This window comes from Desulfobulbus propionicus DSM 2032 (genome assembly GCF_000186885.1).
GTDB lineage: Bacteria > Desulfobacterota > Desulfobulbia > Desulfobulbales > Desulfobulbaceae > Desulfobulbus > Desulfobulbus propionicus.
In genome coordinates, this window is sequence record NC_014972.1 from 546,563 (window position 1) to 569,116 (window position 22,554).

General features: G+C 48.5%; 17 protein-coding genes. 5 read left to right on the forward strand and 12 right to left on the reverse strand.

Features of this window, described 5'->3' with window-relative positions; all coding sequences use genetic code 11:
- Positions 1 to 33: 33 nt before the first annotated feature.
- The 4 genes from DESPR_RS02570 to pgsA all read left to right on the forward strand — a co-directional run bounded on the left by DESPR_RS02570 (position 34) and on the right by pgsA (position 2,254).
- Positions 34 to 300, forward strand: coding sequence for a YHS domain-containing protein (locus DESPR_RS02570; RefSeq protein WP_015723252.1), 267 nt, complete (start codon positions 34 to 36; stop codon positions 298 to 300).
- A complete protein-coding gene (fsa, locus tag DESPR_RS02575) occupies positions 297 to 941 on the forward strand; it encodes a fructose-6-phosphate aldolase (protein WP_015723253.1) in 645 nt (214 codons plus the stop codon). Before DESPR_RS02570 ends, fsa begins: the two co-directional genes overlap by 4 nt.
- A 12-nt stretch (positions 942 to 953) precedes the next feature.
- The gene (locus DESPR_RS02580) at positions 954 to 1,685 is read left to right on the forward strand and encodes a lytic transglycosylase domain-containing protein (RefSeq protein WP_015723254.1); all 732 of its coding nucleotides are present in this window, start codon (positions 954 to 956) and stop codon (positions 1,683 to 1,685) included.
- A gap of 71 nt (positions 1,686 to 1,756) precedes the next feature.
- Entirely contained in the window at positions 1,757 to 2,254 is a 498-nt protein-coding gene (gene pgsA / locus DESPR_RS02585; protein WP_245529476.1) for a CDP-diacylglycerol--glycerol-3-phosphate 3-phosphatidyltransferase, read from the forward strand.
- A gap of 231 nt (positions 2,255 to 2,485) precedes the next feature.
- On the opposite strand, the gene DESPR_RS02590 is transcribed toward pgsA, so the two are convergent.
- From DESPR_RS02590 to DESPR_RS17695, 8 genes are all read right to left on the reverse strand, one after another.
- The gene (locus DESPR_RS02590; protein WP_015723256.1) at positions 2,486 to 3,619 is read right to left on the reverse strand and encodes a glycosyltransferase; all 1,134 of its coding nucleotides are present in this window, start codon (positions 3,617 to 3,619) and stop codon (positions 2,486 to 2,488) included.
- Complete coding sequence (locus tag DESPR_RS02595; RefSeq protein ID WP_015723257.1) at positions 3,616 to 4,749, reverse strand: glycosyltransferase family 4 protein; 1,134 nt, start codon at positions 4,747 to 4,749, stop codon at positions 3,616 to 3,618. The genes DESPR_RS02590 and DESPR_RS02595 overlap by 4 nt, the downstream gene beginning before the upstream one ends.
- The gene (locus tag DESPR_RS02600) at positions 4,749 to 5,669 is read right to left on the reverse strand and encodes a GDP-mannose 4,6-dehydratase (RefSeq protein ID WP_015723258.1); all 921 of its coding nucleotides are present in this window, start codon (positions 5,667 to 5,669) and stop codon (positions 4,749 to 4,751) included. The genes DESPR_RS02595 and DESPR_RS02600 overlap by 1 nt, the downstream gene beginning before the upstream one ends.
- Entirely contained in the window at positions 5,647 to 6,681 is a 1,035-nt protein-coding gene (gmd, locus tag DESPR_RS02605; protein ID WP_015723259.1) for a GDP-mannose 4,6-dehydratase, read from the reverse strand. The genes DESPR_RS02600 and gmd overlap by 23 nt, the downstream gene beginning before the upstream one ends.
- Before the next feature lie 23 nt (positions 6,682 to 6,704).
- Positions 6,705 to 8,198 (reverse strand): sulfotransferase family 2 domain-containing protein, encoded by a 1,494-nt coding sequence (locus tag DESPR_RS17690; RefSeq protein WP_015723260.1) that lies wholly within the window; start codon positions 8,196 to 8,198, stop codon positions 6,705 to 6,707.
- A 441-nt stretch (positions 8,199 to 8,639) separates the two neighbouring features.
- Positions 8,640 to 9,215 carry a winged helix-turn-helix domain-containing protein gene (locus DESPR_RS02615; protein WP_052302039.1) on the reverse strand — a complete coding sequence of 192 codons (576 nt, stop codon included), beginning with the start codon at positions 9,213 to 9,215 and terminating at the stop codon, positions 8,640 to 8,642.
- A gap of 52 nt (positions 9,216 to 9,267) precedes the next feature.
- Positions 9,268 to 10,740, reverse strand: coding sequence for a hypothetical protein (locus tag DESPR_RS18280; protein ID WP_015723261.1), 1,473 nt, complete (start codon positions 10,738 to 10,740; stop codon positions 9,268 to 9,270).
- Between the two features lies 1 nt (position 10,741).
- Positions 10,742 to 11,917: an MBOAT family O-acyltransferase gene (locus DESPR_RS17695; RefSeq protein ID WP_081457928.1), complete on the reverse strand. Its 1,176-nt coding sequence runs from the start codon at positions 11,915 to 11,917 to the stop codon at positions 10,742 to 10,744.
- A gap of 95 nt (positions 11,918 to 12,012) precedes the next feature.
- On the opposite strand from DESPR_RS17695, the gene DESPR_RS02620 reads away from it, so the two are divergent.
- Entirely contained in the window at positions 12,013 to 13,029 is a 1,017-nt protein-coding gene (locus DESPR_RS02620; RefSeq protein WP_015722803.1) for an IS5 family transposase, read from the forward strand.
- A gap of 714 nt (positions 13,030 to 13,743) precedes the next feature.
- Here DESPR_RS02620 and DESPR_RS02625 read toward each other — a convergent pair.
- From DESPR_RS02625 to DESPR_RS02640, 4 genes are all read right to left on the reverse strand, one after another.
- The gene (locus tag DESPR_RS02625) at positions 13,744 to 15,072 is read right to left on the reverse strand and encodes an IS1380 family transposase (RefSeq protein ID WP_015723262.1); all 1,329 of its coding nucleotides are present in this window, start codon (positions 15,070 to 15,072) and stop codon (positions 13,744 to 13,746) included.
- Positions 15,073 to 15,266: 194 nt separating this feature from the next.
- The gene (locus DESPR_RS02630; RefSeq protein ID WP_015723263.1) at positions 15,267 to 18,998 is read right to left on the reverse strand and encodes a glycosyltransferase; all 3,732 of its coding nucleotides are present in this window, start codon (positions 18,996 to 18,998) and stop codon (positions 15,267 to 15,269) included.
- The gene (locus DESPR_RS16960; RefSeq protein WP_015723264.1) at positions 18,998 to 20,758 is read right to left on the reverse strand and encodes a class I SAM-dependent methyltransferase; all 1,761 of its coding nucleotides are present in this window, start codon (positions 20,756 to 20,758) and stop codon (positions 18,998 to 19,000) included. The genes DESPR_RS02630 and DESPR_RS16960 overlap by 1 nt, the downstream gene beginning before the upstream one ends.
- Positions 20,758 to 22,539, reverse strand: coding sequence for a methyltransferase domain-containing protein (locus tag DESPR_RS02640; RefSeq protein WP_015723265.1), 1,782 nt, complete (start codon positions 22,537 to 22,539; stop codon positions 20,758 to 20,760). Before DESPR_RS02640 ends, DESPR_RS16960 begins: the two co-directional genes overlap by 1 nt.
- Positions 22,540 to 22,554: the final 15 nt, after the last annotated feature.

The window sequence follows — 22,554 nt, forward strand, 5'->3', positions numbered from 1 at the left end:
GGCGAAACATTCCAAGGCGAAATCGGTGGATACATGACCCCCTTGCGCCTGGTGTTCCTGATCGCTCTTGGCTATATCGGCTGGCGCATGTTGCGAGGCGGTTGGGGGGCAAAACGATCCACAAACGCTCACATGGCTACTTCTGATCCCCAGGACGTACTGGTCGAAGATCCGGTCTGTCATGTCCTGATTCCAAAACACCAGGCCCTGCGTCTGCGCAGGGATGGGAAAACCTATTATTTCTGCAGCGAACAGTGCTGTGATCAATTTGCCGGGCAAACGGAGCAAGGAGAATCATGAAATTTTTTATCGATACCGCCAACATCGAAGAAATCAAAAAAGGCCTGGCCTTGGGCATGGTCGATGGTGTGACCACCAACCCCTCGTTGGTGGCCAAGGAACCCCGGCCCTTTCTTGAGATCCTCAAGGACATTTGTCAACTGGTCGAAGGGCCGGTCAGCGCCGAGGTCATCAGCGTGGAGGCGGACGGCATGGTGGCCGAGGCACGTGAGTTGGTGAAGATCGCGGATAATATCGTGATCAAGATCCCGATGATTGAAGAAGGGCTCAAGGCGGTGAAACGATTGACGGCCGAGGGTATCAAAACCAATGTCACCCTGATCTTTTCGGCCTCTCAGGCCCTGCTTGCGGCCAAGGCCGGCGCCACCTACGTCAGTCCCTTTGTCGGCCGTCTCGACGACATTTCGGTAAACGGTCTTGATCTGATTGCCGATATAATGACTATACTGCGCAATTACGGCTTCGCCACCGAGGTCATCGTTGCGTCGGTCCGCAGTCCGATGCATGTGGTCGAGTCAGCCTTGCTCGGGGCGGATATCGCCACCATCCCCTACAAGGTCATTGCCCAGCTGGCGAAACACCCGTTGACCGACATCGGCATGCAGCAATTCCTCGCCGATTGGGAAAAACGTAAAAAATAAACAAGGTACCGTATGCTCTCCCGCCTTCGTCTGACAGTATTTCTCCTTTTGGTGATTTCACTGCCGGTTTCGGCAGGGGCGGCGATGTACGCCTATGTCGATGCCCGGGGTATTTGCCATTACACCAATGTACCGGGGAGCGGGCGATACAAACTGAGTAATAAACCGCCCAGACGATTGGGTTCGCCGGAAGATCAACTCGTTCGGGTCATCACTCGACGTTCGACCAGCGGATTGGCTCGGGCCAATGTGCCGAACAGGGGGGATTATCGCGGCAACTACTTTGGGTACCGCACCGCGCCGCAGACCTTGAATCGCTATATTCAGATGGCGGCCATGAACCATCAGGTCGATCCTCTGCTGATCAAAGCGGTGATCAAGGCGGAGTCCAATTTCGATCCCAACGCGATCTCTCCCAAGGGCGCGCAAGGTTTGATGCAGCTCATGCCCGGCACGGCCAAGGATCTACGGGTGCATGATCCGTTTGATCCGTTGCAGAATATTAACGGCGGCACGAAATATCTGAGGTATCTGCTTGACAATTTTAATGGGAATGTGGAATTAAGTCTGGCTGCATACAACGCAGGTCCGGCGAATGTAGCTCCATACGGGGTTATTCCCAGTATCCCCGAAACCCAAAACTACGTCGCCAAGGTGATGGAAACTTATCGTTCCTACCGCAACGGCGGCCGGACATCGCTTCCCTCAAATATCAATGTCCGGCAAATGGTAACCGTCAATTGAATCGCAGTGCCAAAATTCTCAATCTTCCCAATCTGATCACAGGCAGCCGGTTTGTTCTTTCCGGCTGCCTGATGTTGCTTTTGCTCCTCGAACAGACACCATCCACGGCCTTGACCGCGTGGCTGGTCTTCACCATCGCCGCCGGTTCCGACTGGATTGACGGTTATTTTGCCCGAAAATACAAGACGGTCACCGTCTTGGGGCAATTGATGGACCCGTTGGCGGACAAGGTGCTGGTCACCACGGCCTTGGTCATGCTCATTCCTTCCGGCAAACTCCCCGCGTGGGTGGCGCTGATCATCCTTTGTCGCGAAATTGTGGTCACCGGCCTGCGTGGTGTCGCTTCTTCCAGCGGCGTGGTGGTGGCGGCCAGCGGTCTTGGGAAATGGAAATCCACCATCCAGTATATCGGTTTGGGAACACTCATTTTCCCTCTTGGCGTCTTGCCTATCCCCTCCCTCCACCAAATTGGTCTTGCCATTTTGTATGTGGCGTTAGTGCTCACCGTTTGGTCGGGAATCGATTATTTTTACAAGCTCCGGCGGATTTTTCTTGAGGAAGAGCGGTAGCGATTCGGCGAAAGTGTCGGTGTGTGTGGAGCGCTTCCTGGCTCAATATGGATCTGGATTTCTTCCTCGCAACATTGCCAGCCAAGATGAGCCGCAATCACTGAAGTTGTTGTGGAAAATTTTAGACCGCCGCTACTTTATCGACCAAAGCCGATTACAGTGCTACTTGTCGCATCCGCTGCGTAGTCACAGGCAAACTCACTTTACTGGACATTTCTGCTTGAACTATATTTAACGAGTCATCTCAGCAAATAAATTTGCGTACGCTTTCCCCAAGGCGGGTCCTGAGAAAAATTTTTCATACCGGGCACGGGCACCGTTCCCCAATTTTTTGGCAAAAAGTGTTTCCTGCAACAGACAATTCATTGCCTGTGCCAATTCGAACGGATGCTCAGGGGGCACGACTAGCCCAGATTCCGCGTGCTTGTTGACGAGGGACGTACCGGTACCGATTTCACAGGAGATCATTGGGCGTGCGAACATGGCGGCCTCGACCAAGGTCATGCCAAAGGCTTCAGCGCGAAGATGAGAGGGCTGGACAACAGCACGGCAATGCCGAAGAAGAGCAATTTTTTCGGTATTGGTTACTCGACCAGCGAAAATCACGTTGTTCACAGCGGCATCTTTGACCAAATTTTCAAGGCGTTCCTGTTCAGGTCCCGTTCCGGCGATTACCACTTTCCCATTTACATCTTTTGCGGCACGGATCAATGAGTGGAGGCCCTTGTAATACCGCAGCACGCCGACGAATAAAAAATAGGGGTCTGTTGCATGTAACTGCAGACGAACAAAGACGCTATCGTCACTGCTCGTAGGATAAGAATGCTCATCAATACCCAGTGGAATGATGCGTACTTTATGGCGCAGGGTAGGAAGAGACAGAATTGGGCTGGTTTGTGCGTATGTCGTTGAAGTGGCAACGATGGCGGCCATCGAGTGCAATGTATGCACCATGATCGGTTTATATGTCATTCCAAGAAGACGTTGACGGACGATATCTGAGTGATAGACCATCACTGAGGGTTTGCCGCAGCTGCCTAAGGCATGTAGGATATCCGCATACGGCCAAGGGAAATGATACACAAGAATATCAGACTGGCGTACCAGTGTCCTGAATGTCCTGCAGGAATCAAGTCCTCCTAGATCGCAAGACGCAGGAGCCAGCCAAGATCGACAGCGTACGACGCTGCCCTCTGGTCGTTCTAGACGTGACGGTTCTGGGTGTGGGCTGAGCGTAAAAATAGTAGAATCGACTCCCTGAGCTTGGGTGGCCAACGCAATCTGGCGAATCGCTTCCTGTAAGCCACCAGGGGGATCAGGAAAATAGGTCCGATACACATGAAGTGCCCTGAGTCTGTTAGTCACAGGCGCAACCTCAACCGAGCCCTTCGTTCATTGACTGCTTCGGCAAAAATTTCCATTGTTCGGATCGCGGCCTTGTTCCAGGAAAATCGTGCGGCATTCTCCTGGGCCTTGGCCGCTAGTGCTAGGCGCCGGGTGTCGTTGGTCAACAACTCGACAAGGCCATCGGCGATTGCTTGGGAATCGTGTGGGTTAACAAGTAGGCCTGCATCGCCTGCGACTTCCGGAAGTGAGGAGCAATCGGAAGTTAAAACAGGTACCCCATAGGACATTGCCTCGACAAGAGGCAGGCCAAATCCCTCGTAAAGGGAAGGCATGACGAGAAATTTCGCATTGGCATAAAGGGTTGCAAGCTGGGCATCATTAACATAACCGGTCACCAGGACATTTCGCTCCAGGTCATACTGCTGCAAAAGTGAAGAAATATTAACGCCGCCCCAACCCTTGCCGCCGGCAATGACGAGCAATGTTTCCGCGCGCAAATTTTCCGGAAGAGTAGCGAACGCTGCCAGAAGTCGATCTAGGTTTTTTCTCGGTTCCAGGGTGCCGACAAATAAAAAATACGGGCGATCAATGTCGAAAGTTTCAAGTGCTGCGAAGGTAGCTGGCCGAGCATGAAAGGTCCCCCCCAGATGTACGACCCGAACCTTATCCTTTGCATTGGGAAACTCAGCTGTTACCGCCTCTGCGGTGCTGTTCGAGTCAGCCATGATGCGGTCGGCCAAGCGGATAGCGTCCGGCATCAGACGCCCTTCCAACCATCGACTTAGTGGCCGCATGGTCTCACCGGCACATTTCCACACCAGGTCATGGATGGTGACCACACGGGCCATGGAAGCGGGTAGGGCACGAGGTAATCTGTGGGTGGCGCCCCAGAAGACATCAACCTTGTCCTGAGCGGCCCAATAAGGCAATACCGTCTGAGACCAGAGCATTTTACCGATCCGACTTTCAAAGCGGCTGGAACGCAGAATCACATTGTCATTGTTCCAGTCCGAAGCAAGGGGAGGTTTCGGTGTATACAGATAAAAGTTTCCTCCCAATTGCACCAACTCGCGGGTCAGCTCAGTTGTATAGCGGCCTATGCCGGTGACCGGCTCGGAAAGAAGTCGTGCATCGACGCCGATACGCATTAAGAAACCGGAGCCTCGTACATCCAGCGCAAAGTCTCCCGTAAAGGAATTGTCCTAATATCGCCTATGGTCCGTCGCAATTTGCCTGCATCCCCCTGCAGGCGCTTCACCTCATTGGCGCGCACGAAGGCCGGGTTGACTCGCACCTCAATCTCGTAGCCGGCGATTTCGGCCATCATCGCCAGCACCTCCTTGAGCGCATACACCTGCCCCGAACAGACATTGAACATCTCGCCGGCGGGCGATTGCTTAAGGAGGGTCGCGTAGACCTGGGCAATGGTACGAACATCGGAAAAATCGCGTTCGACACCGATATTGCCGAGTTCTATCACCCGTTCGCCACGCCGAAAATGGTTGACGATCTTGGGCAGCAGAAACTGGGGCGCTTGCCCAACTCCTGTGTAATTGAACGGCCGAGTGATGATGATCGGCAGCCGCTCCATCCACAAGCGCGCCATGTACTCCATGGCCAATTTGCTGACAGCATAATCATTGGCTGGAGCGGGCGCAACCGACTCGTCTATCACCTCAACCGGGGCGTTGCCGTAAATATTGGCGCTGCTGGCGAGCAGGACGGCGTGAGGTTGTATTTGTAGACCTGCCAGTGCCTCCAACAAGTTCCTTGTACCCAGGATATTGACCCGGTACATGGCTTCAACATCGCCATGAGCGACAAATGAAATTGCAGCGAGATGAGCGACAACATGCGGCCGCACATCTGCCACCATCTGGCGCACCTGCTCAAGGTTACACAAATCGACGGCGAACAGTCCGCTTTCGGTCGACAAGAAGTCGTGATGGCAGGTACCGACGACTTGGTAACCATCGCGGCGCAGTGCCTCGGCCAGGTAGTGCCCGGTAAAACCGGTCATGCCGGTGATCAGGGCACAGGGTTTGTCAGAATGAAAATCCGCGTTCATTGCGATTCAGATCCGCCTCGACCATCATGGCGCAGAGCTGCTCCAAGGTTGTTTTGGGTGCCCAGCCTAATGCACGTTTGGCCTTGGACGCATCGCCAATGAGCAGTTCCACCTCAGCGGGGCGATAAAAGGCAGGATTAACACGGACGATTACCTTGTTGGTCGCGGTCGCAACCGCCACCTCATCCTGACCCTCACCCTGCCAAAAGATGTCGATCTCAGCAGCCTTACAGGCCATGCTGACGAAATCGCGCACTGTTTCGGTCCGGCCCGTGGCAAGAACATAGGTATCCGGTGTATCGGCTTGCAGCATCCGCCACATGCCTTCAACGTACTCCTTGGCATAGCCCCAGTCGCGCTTGGCACTCAGGTTGCCCAGTTCCAACACGTCGAGCTTCCCCAGCTTGATTTTGGCAATGCTGTCGGTGATTTTGCGGGTGACGAATTCACGACCGCGCAACGGCGATTCGTGATTGAAGAGAATGCCGCTCGCCCCGAATATACCGTAGGACTCACGATAATTAACCGTGATCCAATGTGCGTAGAGTTTGGCCACACCGTAAGGACTACGGGGGTGGAAGGGGGTGGTTTCCCGTTGTGGCACTTCCTGGACCAATCCGAACAACTCAGACGTGGAGGCCTGATAATAACGGATTTTTGGGTCGACAATGCGAATGGCCTCAAGGAGATGCAAGGCCCCCAGCCCGGTGATCATGGCTGTGGCGATGGGCTGATCAAACGAGACCCCCACAAAGCTCTGCGCCGCCAGATTATAGATTTCATCCGGCCGGACCTGGCCAATGAGACGAATGTTGGCGGACTGATCGGTCAGGTCGTACTCCAACAGATGCATGTTTGGATGATTACTAATACCTAACTCATCCATGCGCCAGAAATTAACGGAACTGGACCGTCGGTAGGTGCCATAGACTGTGTACCCTTTTTCCAAAAGGAGTTGGGCCAGATACGGGCCGTCCTGACCAGTGATGCCGGTGATAAGTGCTATTTTCATGTTTAAATTATTTAATTATACGGTTAGTCATTGATTAGATTTGATGAATATTTTCTATAATAATGTTCGTAAATTATCCTGTCAAATACTGTTAATTTCTTTAATAATTCTTCTGCTTCTTCAGAAACAGGTTGTTTTTCGACAAATTCCATATTGGGTTGTTCGGCGAACTTAGTAGAATCCCTAGATCGAGGAATCATCGCTGGCACGGGTAAATCTAACTTGTTTAATACATGGGTAATTCCGTAATCTGGATTTTCCAGAACACCTACCACCACCATGGCTTCAAGGTTCCTGAGCGCTCGTTGAACAACCTCGTCAGACGGATAAAGAAAGCCTCGATCTGGGCCAATATAAACAGGGCCAATAAGATTCCTAACGAGTGCATTATCAATGTTTCCTACAATTCCAGGATCCTCAGAGGCAAGAAAATCAACAAGATCAAGCGTCTTTGCTAATCTTGGCCCCCCTAGATTTTTTTCTTCGATCACTTTCCAGGTATGAGAGCGCCAGAAATGATAGAGCGAAAGTATTCTTGCTTTTGGTTCACGTAGGATTGTGAAAATTTTCTTTTTTCCGGGTATGTTGCTGACGCTTTCCCAGTCATAATGTCCTGAGAAAAAGAAGTATTGATTCAGATAATTATGATCGAAAAATTTTAGAGTATTATAGCGCTCCGGACAAATCAATTCAGGGTGAACCAAGTTTGTCAAAATATCATGTAAACTTGTACCACCTGTTTTGGGAATATGCATGAAGACAAGTTTTTCGGGCAAATGCGAGCTGTCAGGATGTTCTGAAACAGTACCTTCTGGGGTTACTATTAGTCCAGGTTTATTAAAGTAATTAAAAAGTTTTTTATCTTCATCATTAAGGCTATTGATTTTATCAATGAGAGATTCGTCATTGAAAAGTTCGTCTATCTTGTCAGATTGATTGTAGTTTCTAATTAAAGAAAAATTATACAAGAAATTTCCATCGATATCGCTAAAAAGACGATTGAACAACGTTTGAACATTATCCTCAGATGCAACATAAAAGTTATTATTGTTTATATTGTCTAGAGCGGTTTGAAAATTTCCTTTGTGTTGTAAATCGATAGAGAGGCCAGATAAAAATTTTACCTGCAAATTATTGATTTGAGAGCGAAAAATAGGATTATTCTCAATAAGAGATTGCATCGATTGTTTCTTCGCATCTATATGTAAATGATGAGAATTGGTATTTTGTATATATCTATATAAATTTATTGCACGAATAATAGGGTCGGTGATAATAGATACATAAATTTTCCCCTTTTTTATTCCTGTGGTCAAGGAGTAGGAAAAATGCCCACCAATAACATTAGCGTATTGAAACTTTTGATCGTCCCATTTTATGAGATCATCCCGTGTGAAATCTTCTCCAAGCCATAAAACGCTTCCTGTGCAATTTCCTCTAAAATAATTTTTCGCTGAAGCGCCTAACACCATTGGGATGTGCAAAAAAACTATGAGGTCGTGGTCAGTCATGTTCATAACAATTTAATCGATCCTATCTGATTTGATAATTTTGTTGAAGAGTATTAACTAATGGGAATCTTGAAACTTAGCTCGGCAAGGCCCGGCTGCACTCACCGACAATTTTTTTCACAAAGACCATGCTCTTCTGGCATTTGAGCCGATCGGCTTGCGCAACCTGGTGTACAACATTGACCGAATGGGGATGCTTCTGGCTGCAAGCAGGTGAAGTGTGCCCGGAGTGCGGCAAACTGGCAAAAGACCGCCATCGAGCACAGAGCGAGGCACCGCCAAGGTGCAAAACCGATCGGATTAAAAGCCAGAAGAGCATGGTCTTTGTGAATAAAATTGCCGGTGAATGGTGCCGGGGCTTGCTAAACTAAATTTCAAGATTCCCTTAACTTGTTGAAGTGATTGCATGATGGCGTTCACGTTGTTTTCAGTGGCCATGAACCGTACTCACCCTTGGGCGCCCAGGTAGTGCCAGAATGATAATCGGAGCGGACCGACGCCTCGTTCATCAAAGAAGATGTCGGCGCCTGCCTCAAGGGCCATTTTCTTGATCCTGGGGAAGTCTTTGGCCATCCAGTCGACAACAAGAGGTTGATTTTGCTGAAACGCTCTCCGGACTGGACGTTGAGGACTCAGACCAAGCCTGTGCAGCAAGCGTCCTACCGAGACATCGCTCAAGCGAACAGCAAACTCGTGCCGGATCAATTCCCGCACCACGCTTCTGGTCCAAAGCGCAAAGGGAAATTTCAACTGCCGTGGGTTTCTGCCGACAACCAAACTGTAAATCTTGTGCAATGCTGTGCCGGGAAGCTTGGGCGGACGGCCGCTGGCCTTGCTGCTCCGCAGCGCTTCGATTCCTCTTTCCCTGTACTTTGCGATCCATTCATAAATACGAGAACGGGTCAACCCAAGCGCCTTAATGACAGCTTCGGGACTTTCCCCTGCTTCAACTCGCTTCACGGCACGTATGCGAATTGCTTCAAGTGCCTTGCGATTTATTTTACGCCCATCGAATTCGTTCATGGGCTGAGTACACCAGATGTTCGCTAATTTATGAACTGATCAACAAGATGCGTCACTGCCGAGAAATCGAAAAGTTATTGCAAAATACGCCTAATTCTCTTGAATCGTTCCCTGTTCCTAGGGAAACAGGAGAGCTAGGGAAGTTGGTTTGCACCAAAACTTGATTTTCTCTTTGTTTTAGTATAGATTGAGGAATTTTAATGTTTATGTTTAACGGTAAAGAAACATTTTTAAGATCAATATCATGGAAAATATTGTTATTGACAAATATTTTTACTCGATTTGCCGTTTTTGATTTTCTTAAAATTTGGAAAGACAATAAATGTTCAATAGAGCCATCATTTAAAAAGTGAATAGTTGAATTTGCTTTTGACCATCGCCCATTTAAAGATTTTTCATGACCATACCATTCCGAAAAACTAACATCATCAATACATGAAATTATTGATGATATATCTTTTACAATACGGTTATTCACTAATGCTGGATAGGTATATGTTAAAATTACCAAATCTGTTTTTTTGAGTATAGAAAACAACTCGTCACGAGATGGCAACCAATTACCGCGGCCGATAAGTTTTGTGTCCGTAGAAAAACCTGAACGAAGAATATTCGGTCTTAATTGATCGGAAAAGCTATCCCCAAGAATAAGTGCGTTGATCGATTTCTGAAATTCGGTAGGTTTAAAATCGGCAATATTCCATGATGTTCTCCCTTTGTTATATCGAGGGTAAATATTTAAAAGGGATGCAATATCTCTCTCGGCATAATTAGATTGCATTGTTTTTTTTACATTACAAATAGTCACTATTGGAAATTTTTCCTTGTTTTTTGCGTTTAAAATTTCTGTCGCTTTGGTTAAAATTATAGCAGAACAATGCATTGTCCAATGAATTCCACTATCCGGGAAGGCGTCTTTCGTTAAATTCAGTTGTTGAATTTCTTTTAATGAATTTATATAGTGTATATTTTCTTTATGAAGTAATTTTTCTATTTTTGGATAGATAGATGTTGATGGTTGTAAATGATTTTGCCTGTATTTCCACAGTATAGGTATAGCATCCTCACGGCAATCTGCCTTGCTTGGGGCCATGATGAAAAAGAATTCTATGCCCATTTCATTTAATTTATTACGAAATTTAGAAAGTGATGTCACGATGTCTTTAGCTATTAAATGATGATCGACATCATCCATTTTTGAGAATTTTGATAAAATGTACCCTTTCTCAAAAAGTACCCCTTTTCTTCCTTGTAAAATGTTTCCTGAGTGACCAGAATGGAATTGTCCAAAATTTAATAATTCATATATTGTATTTTTTGCGATAAGAAAAGTGTTCCGTGAGCCAAAATTACTTGTATACCACTTTTCAATATTTTTTTGATACGTTGTTTTGAAAAAAAAATCGAATGTAAAACTTGGAAAAATATGTTTTGTTTCTACTCCTGTAATTTCAGGTTGAGGTAATTTAAACCATGGAATTATTAAGGTTGCAACTATAGCACATATAAAAATTTTTTTTTTCATTTCAAAACCTAAAGTATATAAAAGGGCTAAAAGAATTTGTCATTGCAAATAGAAAAGATGCGATAAATACTAAAAATATAGTTAATATTCCTGTATTTTTTTTCATGAGGCAGTTGTGTGAGAATCTTTGAATAGGGTAAGCAAAAATGCATCCTGTAACTAGTAGCAACATGTTGCTAAATGTCAGGCAGTCTGTCCATAGTGGCATGAAGGAATAAATATCGTAAGATTGATTGCCTAAAAACATGTTTTTGAGATAGATCATAGCGTACGGTAAATCTGGAGAGCGAAAGAAAACCCACCCAATGATGACAAAAATCAATACATAGCCGTTTGCAATAGGCTTTGGGCATTTTTGCAAGAAATGGATAAAGGTTGTTTTTTCAATGATCAATCCTAACCCGTGCCAAAGTCCCCATGCGACAAAATTCCATGAAGCCCCATGCCAAAGTCCACAAAGAAAAAAAACGATTAATTGGTTTACATAAGTACGCGTTCTAGAAATCTTATTTCCTCCGAGAGGAATGTATAGATAATCTTTTAGCCATGAAGATAATGAAATGTGCCATCTTTGCCAAAAATCACTGATTGAGCAAGAACCATAAGGAAATTTAAAATTCTCCAAAAAGTGAAAATTAAATATAAGCCCTAATCCAATGGCCATATCAGAATAGGCAGAAAAATCGTAGTATATTTGTAATGCATACGCAACACTTCCCATCCATGCTGCCGCTGTTGGAATTTGTTCAGGTTGTGATATAAAAATTTTATCTGCTATTGCTCCCATTGTATCAGCTATTAAAATTTTTTTTGCAAGTCCAATGCAAAAACGAACAATTCCTTCATAAACATTAGCGAGTATGAGATTGCGATTATTTAGTTGTTGAAAAATATCACTGTATCGAACAATTGGTCCAGCAATAAGTTGTGGAAACAGAGATATATAAAGAACAAATTTTTTTAAATTGTACTGAGGATTTACCGTTTCGCGGTATACATCGATTGTATATGACATGGCCTGGAAACAGTAAAATGAAATACCAATAGGAAGAGCTATGTTGGCGAGTGGAATATTTGTAAAATAAAAGATACTTAAAATATTATTTATGTTTGTTATGGCGAAGTCTAAATATTTATAAAGGGTTTCTTGAAAATTAAATGCAGTAGCCTGCGACAAGTTTAACTATCAAATTGTTGATTTTGTGTAAATATGTTACATTCTTCATCGTTTTAAGGCCGCATCCGCCAACCATCACCCGATGGAGATCAGCCATGATCCAGCCCGGCTTTTTTGATTTGCAGGACCGATTGCACAAAATCGACAAGAACGGCGACCCACTTGCCAAGATCAACGAGACGGTCAACTGGGAGATGTTTCGTCCTGCGCTCGAAAAGGCCAGGGACAAGGGCCGGCAGTCTACGGTCGGGCCGAAGGGGTACGACGTCATCCTGCTGTTTAAGATTCTCATCCTGCAGTCGTTGTACAATCTGTCGGATGACGCGACCGAGTTTCAGATTCTCGACCGGCACTCCTTTGGGCGCTTTCTTGGTCTGCACATCAGCCAGAAGGTTCCCGATGCCACCACCATCTGGCGTTTTCGGGAAGACCTCGTCAAGGCCGGCATTGTAGAGGAACTGTTTGCGACCTTCGATGCGCATCTCCGGGACAACGGCTTCATGGCGATGAAAGGGCAGATCGTGGATGCCAGCATTGTCAGCGTGCCCAAACAGCGGAACAGCCGGGAGGAAAATGCCCGGATCAAAGAGGGCGACATCCCGGAGAACTGGTCCGAGAACAAGCGGCGTAGAAAAGACGCGGACGCGCGCTGGACCAAGAAGAACGGCAAGTCTTATTACGGCTACAAGAACCACATCTCGGTGGATGTGAAGCACAAGTTGATTCGCAGCTATGCCGTGACCGATGCGGCCCTGCACGACAGCAACGTGTTCGAGCAACTCCTTGCCGACAATACGAGCAAGGACGTCTGGGCGGATTCGGCCTATCGATCCGCGGATCGATTGGAGCGCCTCGGCCAGGATGGTTTTCGTGAACACATCCAACGCAAGGGGAGCCGCAATCGTCCCTTGACGCCCAGAGAACAGGAGGGCAACCGAACCAGATCCAAGGTCCGTTCGCGAATCGAGCATGTCTTTGGTGTACAGGCGCAGCGAGCGGGGAATGTACTGTTGCGCACGATCGGCATAGCCCGAGCCCGAGCAAAGATCGGCTTGCGCAACTTGGTGTATAACATTGACCGAATGGGGATGCTTCTGGCTGCAAGCAGGTGAAGTGTGCCCGGAGTGCGGCAAACTGGCAAAAGACCGCCATCGAGCACAGAGCGAGGCACCGCCAAGGTGCAAAACCGATCGGATTAAAAGCCAGAAGAGCATGGTCTTTGTGAATAAAATTGTCGGTGAATGGTGCCGGGGCTTGCTAAGCTAAATTTCAAGATTCCCTAAATAAATAATGTCACCAGATTTATAGATATAACAAGTGCTAAGATTATTTTTGAGTAATTGTATTTTTTTATTTTTCCATTAATATTCCTTTTGTTAAAATTAAAAATAATTATAGATCCATAATAGTTAATAAAAATCAAAAAGAGCATTGCGAATAACGCTTTTGGCTCGCCCCAAGAATAAAAAAAAATACTTCCAGTGAGTAAAAGACTATTCCTGTGTCGATTATCTATAACAAAATAAGTTAAAAGTAAAAGTGGAAGAAATAATGAGAGAAATAGGGGCGAAGAGAAAGTCATTATGATGATTGTTTAGATGGATTTAATTTTGATGCATAAGGTTGACTGACACCTGAATCCGTGACGCCCTCGACCGGACCTCCTCGTTTGGGTCAGGCAGGGGCGATTGTCAGCCTTGCGGGCTGACACTGTGCTTGTCCACCGAACGCTACGGTTAATCTGGCGACTTTTTCATTGAAAAATCCGCATCTGCGCGAAACGAGGACAGGGGTATCCTGTATCACTCTGACTTTTTATTGTTTTCTTAATTTGCCGTCATCAGCCCCGAGTACACGGCACTGAAGGCGGCAAAGGCCGGGCAATGCCGGCTGAAGCGCAGCTTCAATCGCCTGCTGGTGGTGAGCAGCCGTCCGGCCAGATACATCAGCTCTTGGATCACAGTTCTCAGCCGTCTGCGTTTGGCCGAATGCCTCACCGGTCCAAAGGGGGCGATCTGGCCCGTCTGCCCGATAAAGCGGAGGATATTGTAGGCAAAGGCGCCCAAAGCCATCACCAGGGCGTTGGTGGCAAACTTGCCGTTCGGCAGCCGTTCGAGATCCAAGTCGGTCTTGAACTCGCTATGGAACTGCTCCGAGGTGGCATGCTGCCGATAGAGTTCGATCACATCTTCCGCAGCTGTCGTAAGGTCGGTCCACCAGCCCTCAAGGGTGATCTCCGGAGCGAGGAGAAACTGACCTTTTTTATCGATGGTCCGCTCAGTCACCCTGACGATTCGTTTGAAGGTATAGGTTATTTCTTCGACCTTTTTGCGCTCTTCGACGATTAGGGCGCCGACCCGCTTCCCTTCTCTGGGAGTCTTGACCGGTCCCTCGGCAAACACCCTGTCGCGCCAGGCGATGACATCGCTTTCCCGGGGATTCCATTTGACGATGTAGTGGGTCTGCTCCGCGTCTTCCAGGGCGACCAAGGTCTCGAGGGCATCGTTGCCCGCGTCCGCGCGAACCCTGAGCGGCTGCTTGGTCAGATCCTTGGCGCCGGAAATCACCCGCTTGATGAAGTTGACAAACCCCTTCTGGCTATGCTGGCTGCCCGGCCGGAGTTCCCCCTCCAGGCACCAGCCCTCCATGCCGAGATAGGCAGCCATGGGAGCATAGCCATCGTAGTTCTTGTAGGTGCGGCTGACACCTTCCTTCTTGGTGTTGGAGTTATCCTGGGAAAAGACGTCCACATCCAGGGGGACCAGACCGCTCCGGTAGCCGGTGATCGGGGCTTTGAGCCGCTTGAGCATGGTTCGCGAACTTCGATTGACCACCGGGATCAGCTCAGTTCCGGCCTCGTCCAGTCGTTGCCGCAGCCGCTCGACCGAGGGCACCCGGCCGATACCCAGGGCCTGTTTGAAATAGTCGTCCTCTCGCATGGCGGCAATGGCCTGATAATCGCTCTTGCCCAGACACAACAGGCCCAGATAGCTGCGCAGGATATCGATCTCGGTAATGTGATCGCTCCCCTTGGCCGCCCTGCCGACATACCGGCCAAGGTCACTGTACCGGTTGATGCAGGCGCCAGCCAAGGCCAGCCCGGAGTGGCTGGTGTAGAATTCTTCGCTGCTTTGCTCCAGGAGCATTCGTTTCATGTTTTCGCCTGCTGAGTGAGTTTTTCGAACAAGAGCATACTGCAATATTTTTATAAAAATTTCAATAATTTGATTTTAGAATCAGCTCTGTTTTATTGCTGATTTTTCACTGATTAAGGACTTATTGTTCCACCGCTTTTTCCTGGGAGGAATTTCGCCACAGAAAAGGAGAACTGAAATTGAAATCTTGATCGTTAACTCAAATTTCGTGGCAGGCACAAACTGGCCAACCTCGACGCGCTTTCCTTCCAAGTAAACCATGGCATACTGCATGATTTGGGATGATCGCTCGTTTTGTAAAGTTTGAGCCAATTGAGGATAGCTTGGGAGAGATTTTCTTGGGGGGTGTCATTGAAATAATAGGCATGCTCACCAGCAACTTCTCGGAATACTGGGATATCTCTTGCAATAATTGGCAATTTACGCTTAGCGGCTTCGATCAGCGGTAGACCAAAACCTTCGCCAAAAGAAGCCGCGATGAGGCAGGCGCTGACCGCATATAATTTCTCCAAGTATTCATCGCTGATACCTTCCAGCCAGAAAAGGCGCTTGCCATTTTCCGGGTGAGTACGAAGTTGTTCAACCAAAGACTCCACCATCCAGCCCTGTTTACCGACAATGGCAAGATTGAACTGGTGGCCATTCATCCAGAGTTGCTCAAAGGCCGTAAGCACCTGTGCATACCCTTTTCTGGGTTCGATGGTACCGACCATCAGAAAGGTGTGGTACTCTTGCATGTGCCGCAGTACCTGTGCAGCGTTGTCCGGCACCCCTTGGGTGGGTACGGAACCGCTGATATCCGCGCCAAGGTGAAACCAGTCAACGTCAAAGGGCAATTGTCGTGCCTTAGCATTCTGTTCAAGCCACGTCTGTAAATCGTTGGCAACAGACTCGGAAATACATATTGCCCCATCACTTTGTGCAACGACTTTCAGCCACGTTTGCAACAACTGAGAACCACCATTAATAAAACAATGGGGCAACAACAGAAGCAGCAGATCGTAGACGATAAATTTGACAGTGACGCCAGCACGTCGCATGGTCTGGTAGAAGTTCTGCTGAGCGGGAACGACCAAAGGTTGGAAATCTAAACCGAGGAAAACATCACCCGCGTGATAGCAGATGGGATCGTCATCCAATAAATCGCTTGGGCAGTCTAAGAAATCCAAGGTGAATTGACGGGCATATCGATAGCCGGGGTTGTCTGGAGTGGCATAGACCGGTTCGATGCGATATCCCCGTGGGGGGGTTCGCAACCACTCCTGCAGGATAGAGCGCACGACACGCTGAATGCCGCTACGAGCGTCTCGCTGAACAAGTTCGGAAATGTCGACAAACAGTTGCGCTTGCGCCGAACGGGGGACAATAGAACGGTCGATCGCCTCCGCTGCCCTCCGGAGGTGCTCGTCGCTAAGGTGAGGGCCATCAAGGGTAGCGATTGCGCGTACCAACGCTGTTAAACCAGCAGATGATAAATTGTGGAAATTTTCAATTGCTGCGTAATAACTGGTAGCACAGGCTCGCGGCGCATGACAGGTTTGAATCATTTCTTGTGCAGAAATTCCAAGGGTGTAGCGCTGATCGGAGTTCTCACGGAGCGTGACAAGCGCTTGGGCTAATTGTTCGTCAGTGAATTCGTCAGGCAGTTTCCAGACTGCATTTGCTGGCAAGTCAGCCATGCTGCCGTTGGCATTAACAATGGTGGCCAAGCCGTAATTCATGCAATCAAGAACTGCTGCGGAGGTTTCCCCACGGGAAAGCGTGCGTAACTGCACTCCGACATCAGCGGCATGAAGGTACTGGCGAAACAAAGATGCATCTGTCCACCCCGTGATGCGGATACGTTCCTTGCTATCATCGCTTCTAGCGATCTTATCACGTAGGGTTGTGCCGTACTCACCAGCATCATTTTCCCCGACAAAGATCAAGATGCATTGATCATCTTCCGCCAAGGGCGAACTGAGCCAAGCGTCCAGCACTCTATGATTGAGTTTGCTGGGACCCATCATTCCAAAACTACATACAATATATTGATCCTGCCCCAGGCCTAAAACTCGGCGGGCAGTATTGCGCTTCGCAACAGTGGTTTTTACAGCTATGCGCAATAGCGGTATGTGGGCCCAATCACTACCAGTGTTTTCGCCGTACCACTGCTGCGCCAAACGACGTGAATTCTCGGAATGAATAATAACACCTTGAGCATCTTGCAGTACGGCGTGATTGCAAGGATATCTCCACACTACCTTGGCAAGGTCAGGCTCGATAAACCTGTGCTGGAGGGCCGCATAGCCATGACTCGAATAGAGAGATTGACTCCACATTCCTGGTGAAAGACCGTGATAATCCATGTGCGCGATGATTCCGGAGAGATAGAAATCATGCAGAACTACAACCCCAGGAATCTCCCTAAGCAGGGCAAACATGTGCTGATGAAAGCTTGAGTTACCAAAGTGGTAAAGAACCCTGTCGAATTGGGTTGCGTTGGCGAAGAACCATTGGATACTGCGTTGAGGACAATTTGCCTTGATCCATGGGGGTGAAACTACCTCTTGCGCGAGGATGACATCAATGTCGTAAAATCGAGCAAGTTCGGGCAGCAACTCTGCGCTGTAATCGGAAATACCGCTACGTTCCGGAGGCAAGGGCGAAACATAAGCAAGGCGTGGGCGATGACGTGGGAGAGCTCGTACAGTACGGTCCGTTGCATGGCTGGCAACACAACGTTCCAGAGCTTCAATAGCCAATTTTGCACTTTTGTCCCAGGAAAACCGTTTTGCTTGTTTAATACCGTGCTGTTCCAGTGAGTGTCTGAATCCTTTGTCAACTAAAACTTGGTGGAGTTTGTTGGCAATCGCCTCGTCGTCAAAGGGGTCAAACAATGCATCCTTCCGGCTAATAACCTCAGGCAGACTGGAGCGATTGGAAGCGATGACGGCCCGGCCGCAAGACATGGCTTCAAGTGCTGGGAGCCCAAAGCCCTCGTGCCACGAGGGAAAGACGAACGCTTTGCATAAATTATAAAGTGCAAGCAAGTCTTCCTCCGGCACGTACCCCGTGAAGACAACTTCTTCGGCAGTTAGACCTTGTTGAGATGTTAAAAGGTGTAAGCGTTTGCGTTCCGCCGGCTGGATTGAACACACTACGGCAAGTTGATGTGACTTGCGGATTGGCGCGGCAAGTCTTGCATAGGCTCGAATTAGGCCGTCAATGTTTTTTCGGTGATCGATGCCTCCTGTATACAACACATAAGGTTTATGGATGCCGTACCGTTGCCGTAAGCCTGCTTCTTTTTTTGGTTTAATGCACATTGGGAGAAACTGGGAGTCCGCAGCAGTGGATATGTTGACCACTTGCTCGCCTGGTGTGCCCAGATGCTCGATGCTTTCTTGTCGGCTTGATTCTGAAATAGCCAATTGCAAATCAGTTCGGCGCAAGTGCATAAGCTTGTTTTCATACCAACGCTCAACGACGGCATTTTCCAGGTAGGGTTTTCGATAAATAAATGGAATTAAATCGTACAGTATTGTGGCGATAGGGATGGATTGATTGAAACGTCTCACACTAGTAATAGCATCATCCACCAATCCCTCAAACAAACTTGAGATGAGGATAATCGAAGGATTTAGACTGAAAAGAAACGCCTCGTAAATCAACTCAGAAATCCTTCGAAATCGGTCGTTTGCCGCGTTTATGTGGTTGACGGTCCCACAGGGATACCAAACACGGATGTTTTCCTGCGGCAGCAGGCCGTAAAATGCTTCTCGAATTGAAGTGATACTATCTTCGAATCGCCCGTTTAACGCCAGAATAACTTCATTTTCTTTACAGTTAAGGGTAATCTCTTTGGCCAATGCCAGCGTGTAGCGACCGATACCGCGAAAACGATTTTCTGCTTGCGCACCCTGCATATCGATTACAATACGCATCAGACTGGCTCCTTGTGCCATCGTTCGATGGCCTTTTTTAAATCATTATAAATTTGACAGGCGCGGGGGGAAAGTTGCTTTTGGTCCCCATCTTTTTGCCTATTTAACGGGGAAGCTTGACAATTGTCGGAAAGTGGCTTCTGATCTACAAGGTTTTGTCGATGCTGTAAGCGAACTGGATGGTTGCCAAGTAACCTCAGATGCGCCTTTAATTGAGGGAAGGGTTCCAGGCAACGCAGGACCAGTGTTTTGAGGCGTGGGCGGCGGGCAACATACAACTTGAGGTGCATTGCGGCCTGTCGTGCGGTCCTTCGGGGTCTGCTTCCGGGGGCGAGGGTGATCCAAGCACGACTGCCACGTCCAACCCAGCGTATTGCCGTACTCATCCACCTGAGCGGTGCGGTTGTTCGCCAGGACCGACTATTGAGCACGGCCTGATGTATGGCAATGGCCTGCTGCACCCTCTGTTCGGCGTTCTGCACCGCAGTTTCGGCCTGCTGCACCCTCTGTTCGGCGCTCTGCGCCGCGGTTTCGGCACGCTGCACCCTCTGTTCGGCGTTCTGCACCGCAATTTCGGCCTGCTGCACCCTCTGTTCGGCGTTCTGCACCGCAGTTTCGGCACGCTGTGCCCTCTGTTCGGCGCTCTGCGCCGCGGTTTCGGCACGCTGCACCCTCTGTTCGGCGTTCTGCACCGCAGTTTCGGCACGCTGTGCCCTCTGTTCGGCGCTCTGCGCCGCGGTTTCGGCCTGCTGCACCCTCTGTTCGGCGTTCTGCACCGCAGTTTCGGCACGCTGTGCCCTCTGTTCGGCGCTCTGCGCCGCGGTTTCGGCACGCTGCACCCTCTGTTCGGCGTTCTGCACCGCAGTTTCGGCACGCTGTGCCCTCTGTTCGGCGTTCTGCGCCGCAGTTTCGGCCTGCTGCACCCTCTGTTCGGCGTTCTGCACCGCGGTTTCGGCACGCTGTGCCCTTTGTTCGGCCGTTTGAGCTGTGGTTTCGGCCATGCCAATGCGGGCTGTTAGATATTGCTGATATCGACCAGCAATGTTTTTCAGGTCAATCCCATAGTCCTTTGCAAAGGGGGCAGCGGTTGTCTGCATTATGAACGGATCCGCCACTCTTTGGGCAATCACGGCATAATCAGGGCTTACACCTTCCAAAACGTCCATGACAGTCAATGTTTCACAATATGCCAGTTTAGGGGATTCCTGCAATCGGACAATTTTTACTCGGTTGAAACCATAATGCACTGGTAGAAAGCTTAAGAGTTCAGGGGGGATGGGGCGCCTATGGGTTGGGTCTAAATAAAAATTTTTTGTTGCGACGGCCAAATTCTCCGGATTGGGCGTTTCAAGGATCAACAAACCTCCTGGCAGCAGCACCCGGAGGGCCTCCTGTATCAGTTTCTGCAATTTTGCAAACGGTATATGCTCAACAACATGAAATGCAGTAACTGCGGCCTGGCTAGCTTCAGGCAATTCCTCTAAGGCCTCGACAGCATCTTTGATGGCAACCCGCAGATTTCGCTCTTGGCAGGCGGCAAGCATCCCCTCATCCAAGTCAACCCCGTAGGCATGAAAACCGGATTCGTTGAGCAATTCTAGCCATTCACCCCGACCGCAACCTAGATCGATAGCTTCGGCCGCCTCATATATCCTTGACAAGGGGGTTACAAAAGGTAGGTACACCTGCAAGCGAGATTTGATTAATTCTCGGGGACCACGATGCTTTTCTTCAAAGGCTCGGTAAAAATTATGTTCCATTAAAGCTTCTTCACCTCGATTTCCTGTACAAAACTATTGGCCTTATCATGCCATCGGACCATTTCCTGCACCGGTAAAACACGGAGAAAAAACTTCCCAGGACGCTCGGGTGCCTTTACCCGAACCGTACATCTCGTTTCTTGATCTGGACGAACAGGAACTTGCAGGGGGGTACGTAACCCATCAAAAACGACTATGGTATCAGCTTCGTCTGCCCAATGATAACTTAAATGTATTGGATGCTTACCATAGCTGGTCAGCCAGTTCTCTCCAAAGTAGGTGACGCGCACTGGGACAAAAAACTCTTCTAATGGTTTGACCTGTTTTGGTGTCTTTACAACCTGCAAGGAAAGACTCAATGCATCCTCTTCTGAAAGAGGTGGCATGGAGAATAACATGGCTATTTTTTTTGTGTTTATAGGTTGATGTGAAGCGACCGCGAAGAGGCTAGTGGCGCGGCGAAAATCTGCTATGCGAAAATGCCGTATTAAGCTGCCTCCCATGCTCTGGAAATCTGCAAACCAAAGAACAACATAGGGGAAATGACGGGATAATTGGCGCTTTAGCACGCGCGGGTTCTGCTCGTTTATATGCATTAACCGTTCATACCAGGTACGACGAATACGTGGCAACCAGCACCCTATCTTTTTAGCAGCCTTTTGCTCTTCGGGATGGCCGTAACGATACCACCAGAGATTAGGCGCCGAGTGAACGACTAAAGATCCAAGGTTCTTCTTTAGTTTTTTACTGATAATTTTGTACAGAAGATCGTCTTCTATGGGGGACAGATGTTCTACGATGTCGGATGCGACCGCGAGATCGTAGTTCTCATCATATACATTCAAATCCAACACACTGCCGCAAACAATATTAACATTTGTGCGGCCTTCGGTGTCTAGAGTTTTTTTGATCAGTTGAACAGCATCAGTGGAATAATCGATAGATGTTACTTTTGCACCCTGCTGCGCAAAAAAACGTGTCAGTTCTCCCCGGCCAGCACCGAGATCGACGACACGGTGAGGAATGCAGAGTGTCATGCCAACATGAGCGACAGCCTGTAAGCGAGGGTCTATTCTTTCTCCTTTACTGCAACGCCACTCTTTATACCCTCCACAGTCATTAAGGTAATAGTCTGTCGTGTAGGCGGACGCGAGAGATGGGCTACCTGCAGGAGCAAATGAGACTAGGTTTGTATCTTTTGTTCGGATTAGTAATTCACCGGCATAGCTGGGAATCGCGATGGTCGATTCGACAGCCGCTTTGTTTAGCCAAAGCCATTCATTGACAGCCTGGAAATTGTCGCGTGTCCAGTGGTACCCATCCACGAGAATGTAACGCGCTTGCATTGAGGCTAAATCAAGATCATGGAATGTCCCATCTCCGTCTTGTTGGCCATCGACATGTATCAAATCAAAAGTGTCTCCGGGCAATCTTTGCAGATTTTGACTGTTCATCTTGATGATACTGACGTTGAACTGTGCGGTGAGAGATTGTTCTGCCCAATCTACAGCACCTGGTTGGCCACCAAAGGCAGGTAAATCCGCGTCAATACCTATCAATTTAGCTTTCGGACTTCCCTCTAAAAAAGCACGCGCGGAGTATCCATAACGAACGCCAATCTCTAGAATATTTGATGGTGCTAGCGCCCTAGCAATAGCCCATTTCATTCGATAATAGGCAACCCATTCATCGAAAAAATCAATCAAGGGATCTTCTGCGCAGGCATGAACGCGAAAATCATAGGTGCAGGTCTGATAAGCTTTGAGTATTTCGTTTAGCATGGTCAATAACTCATT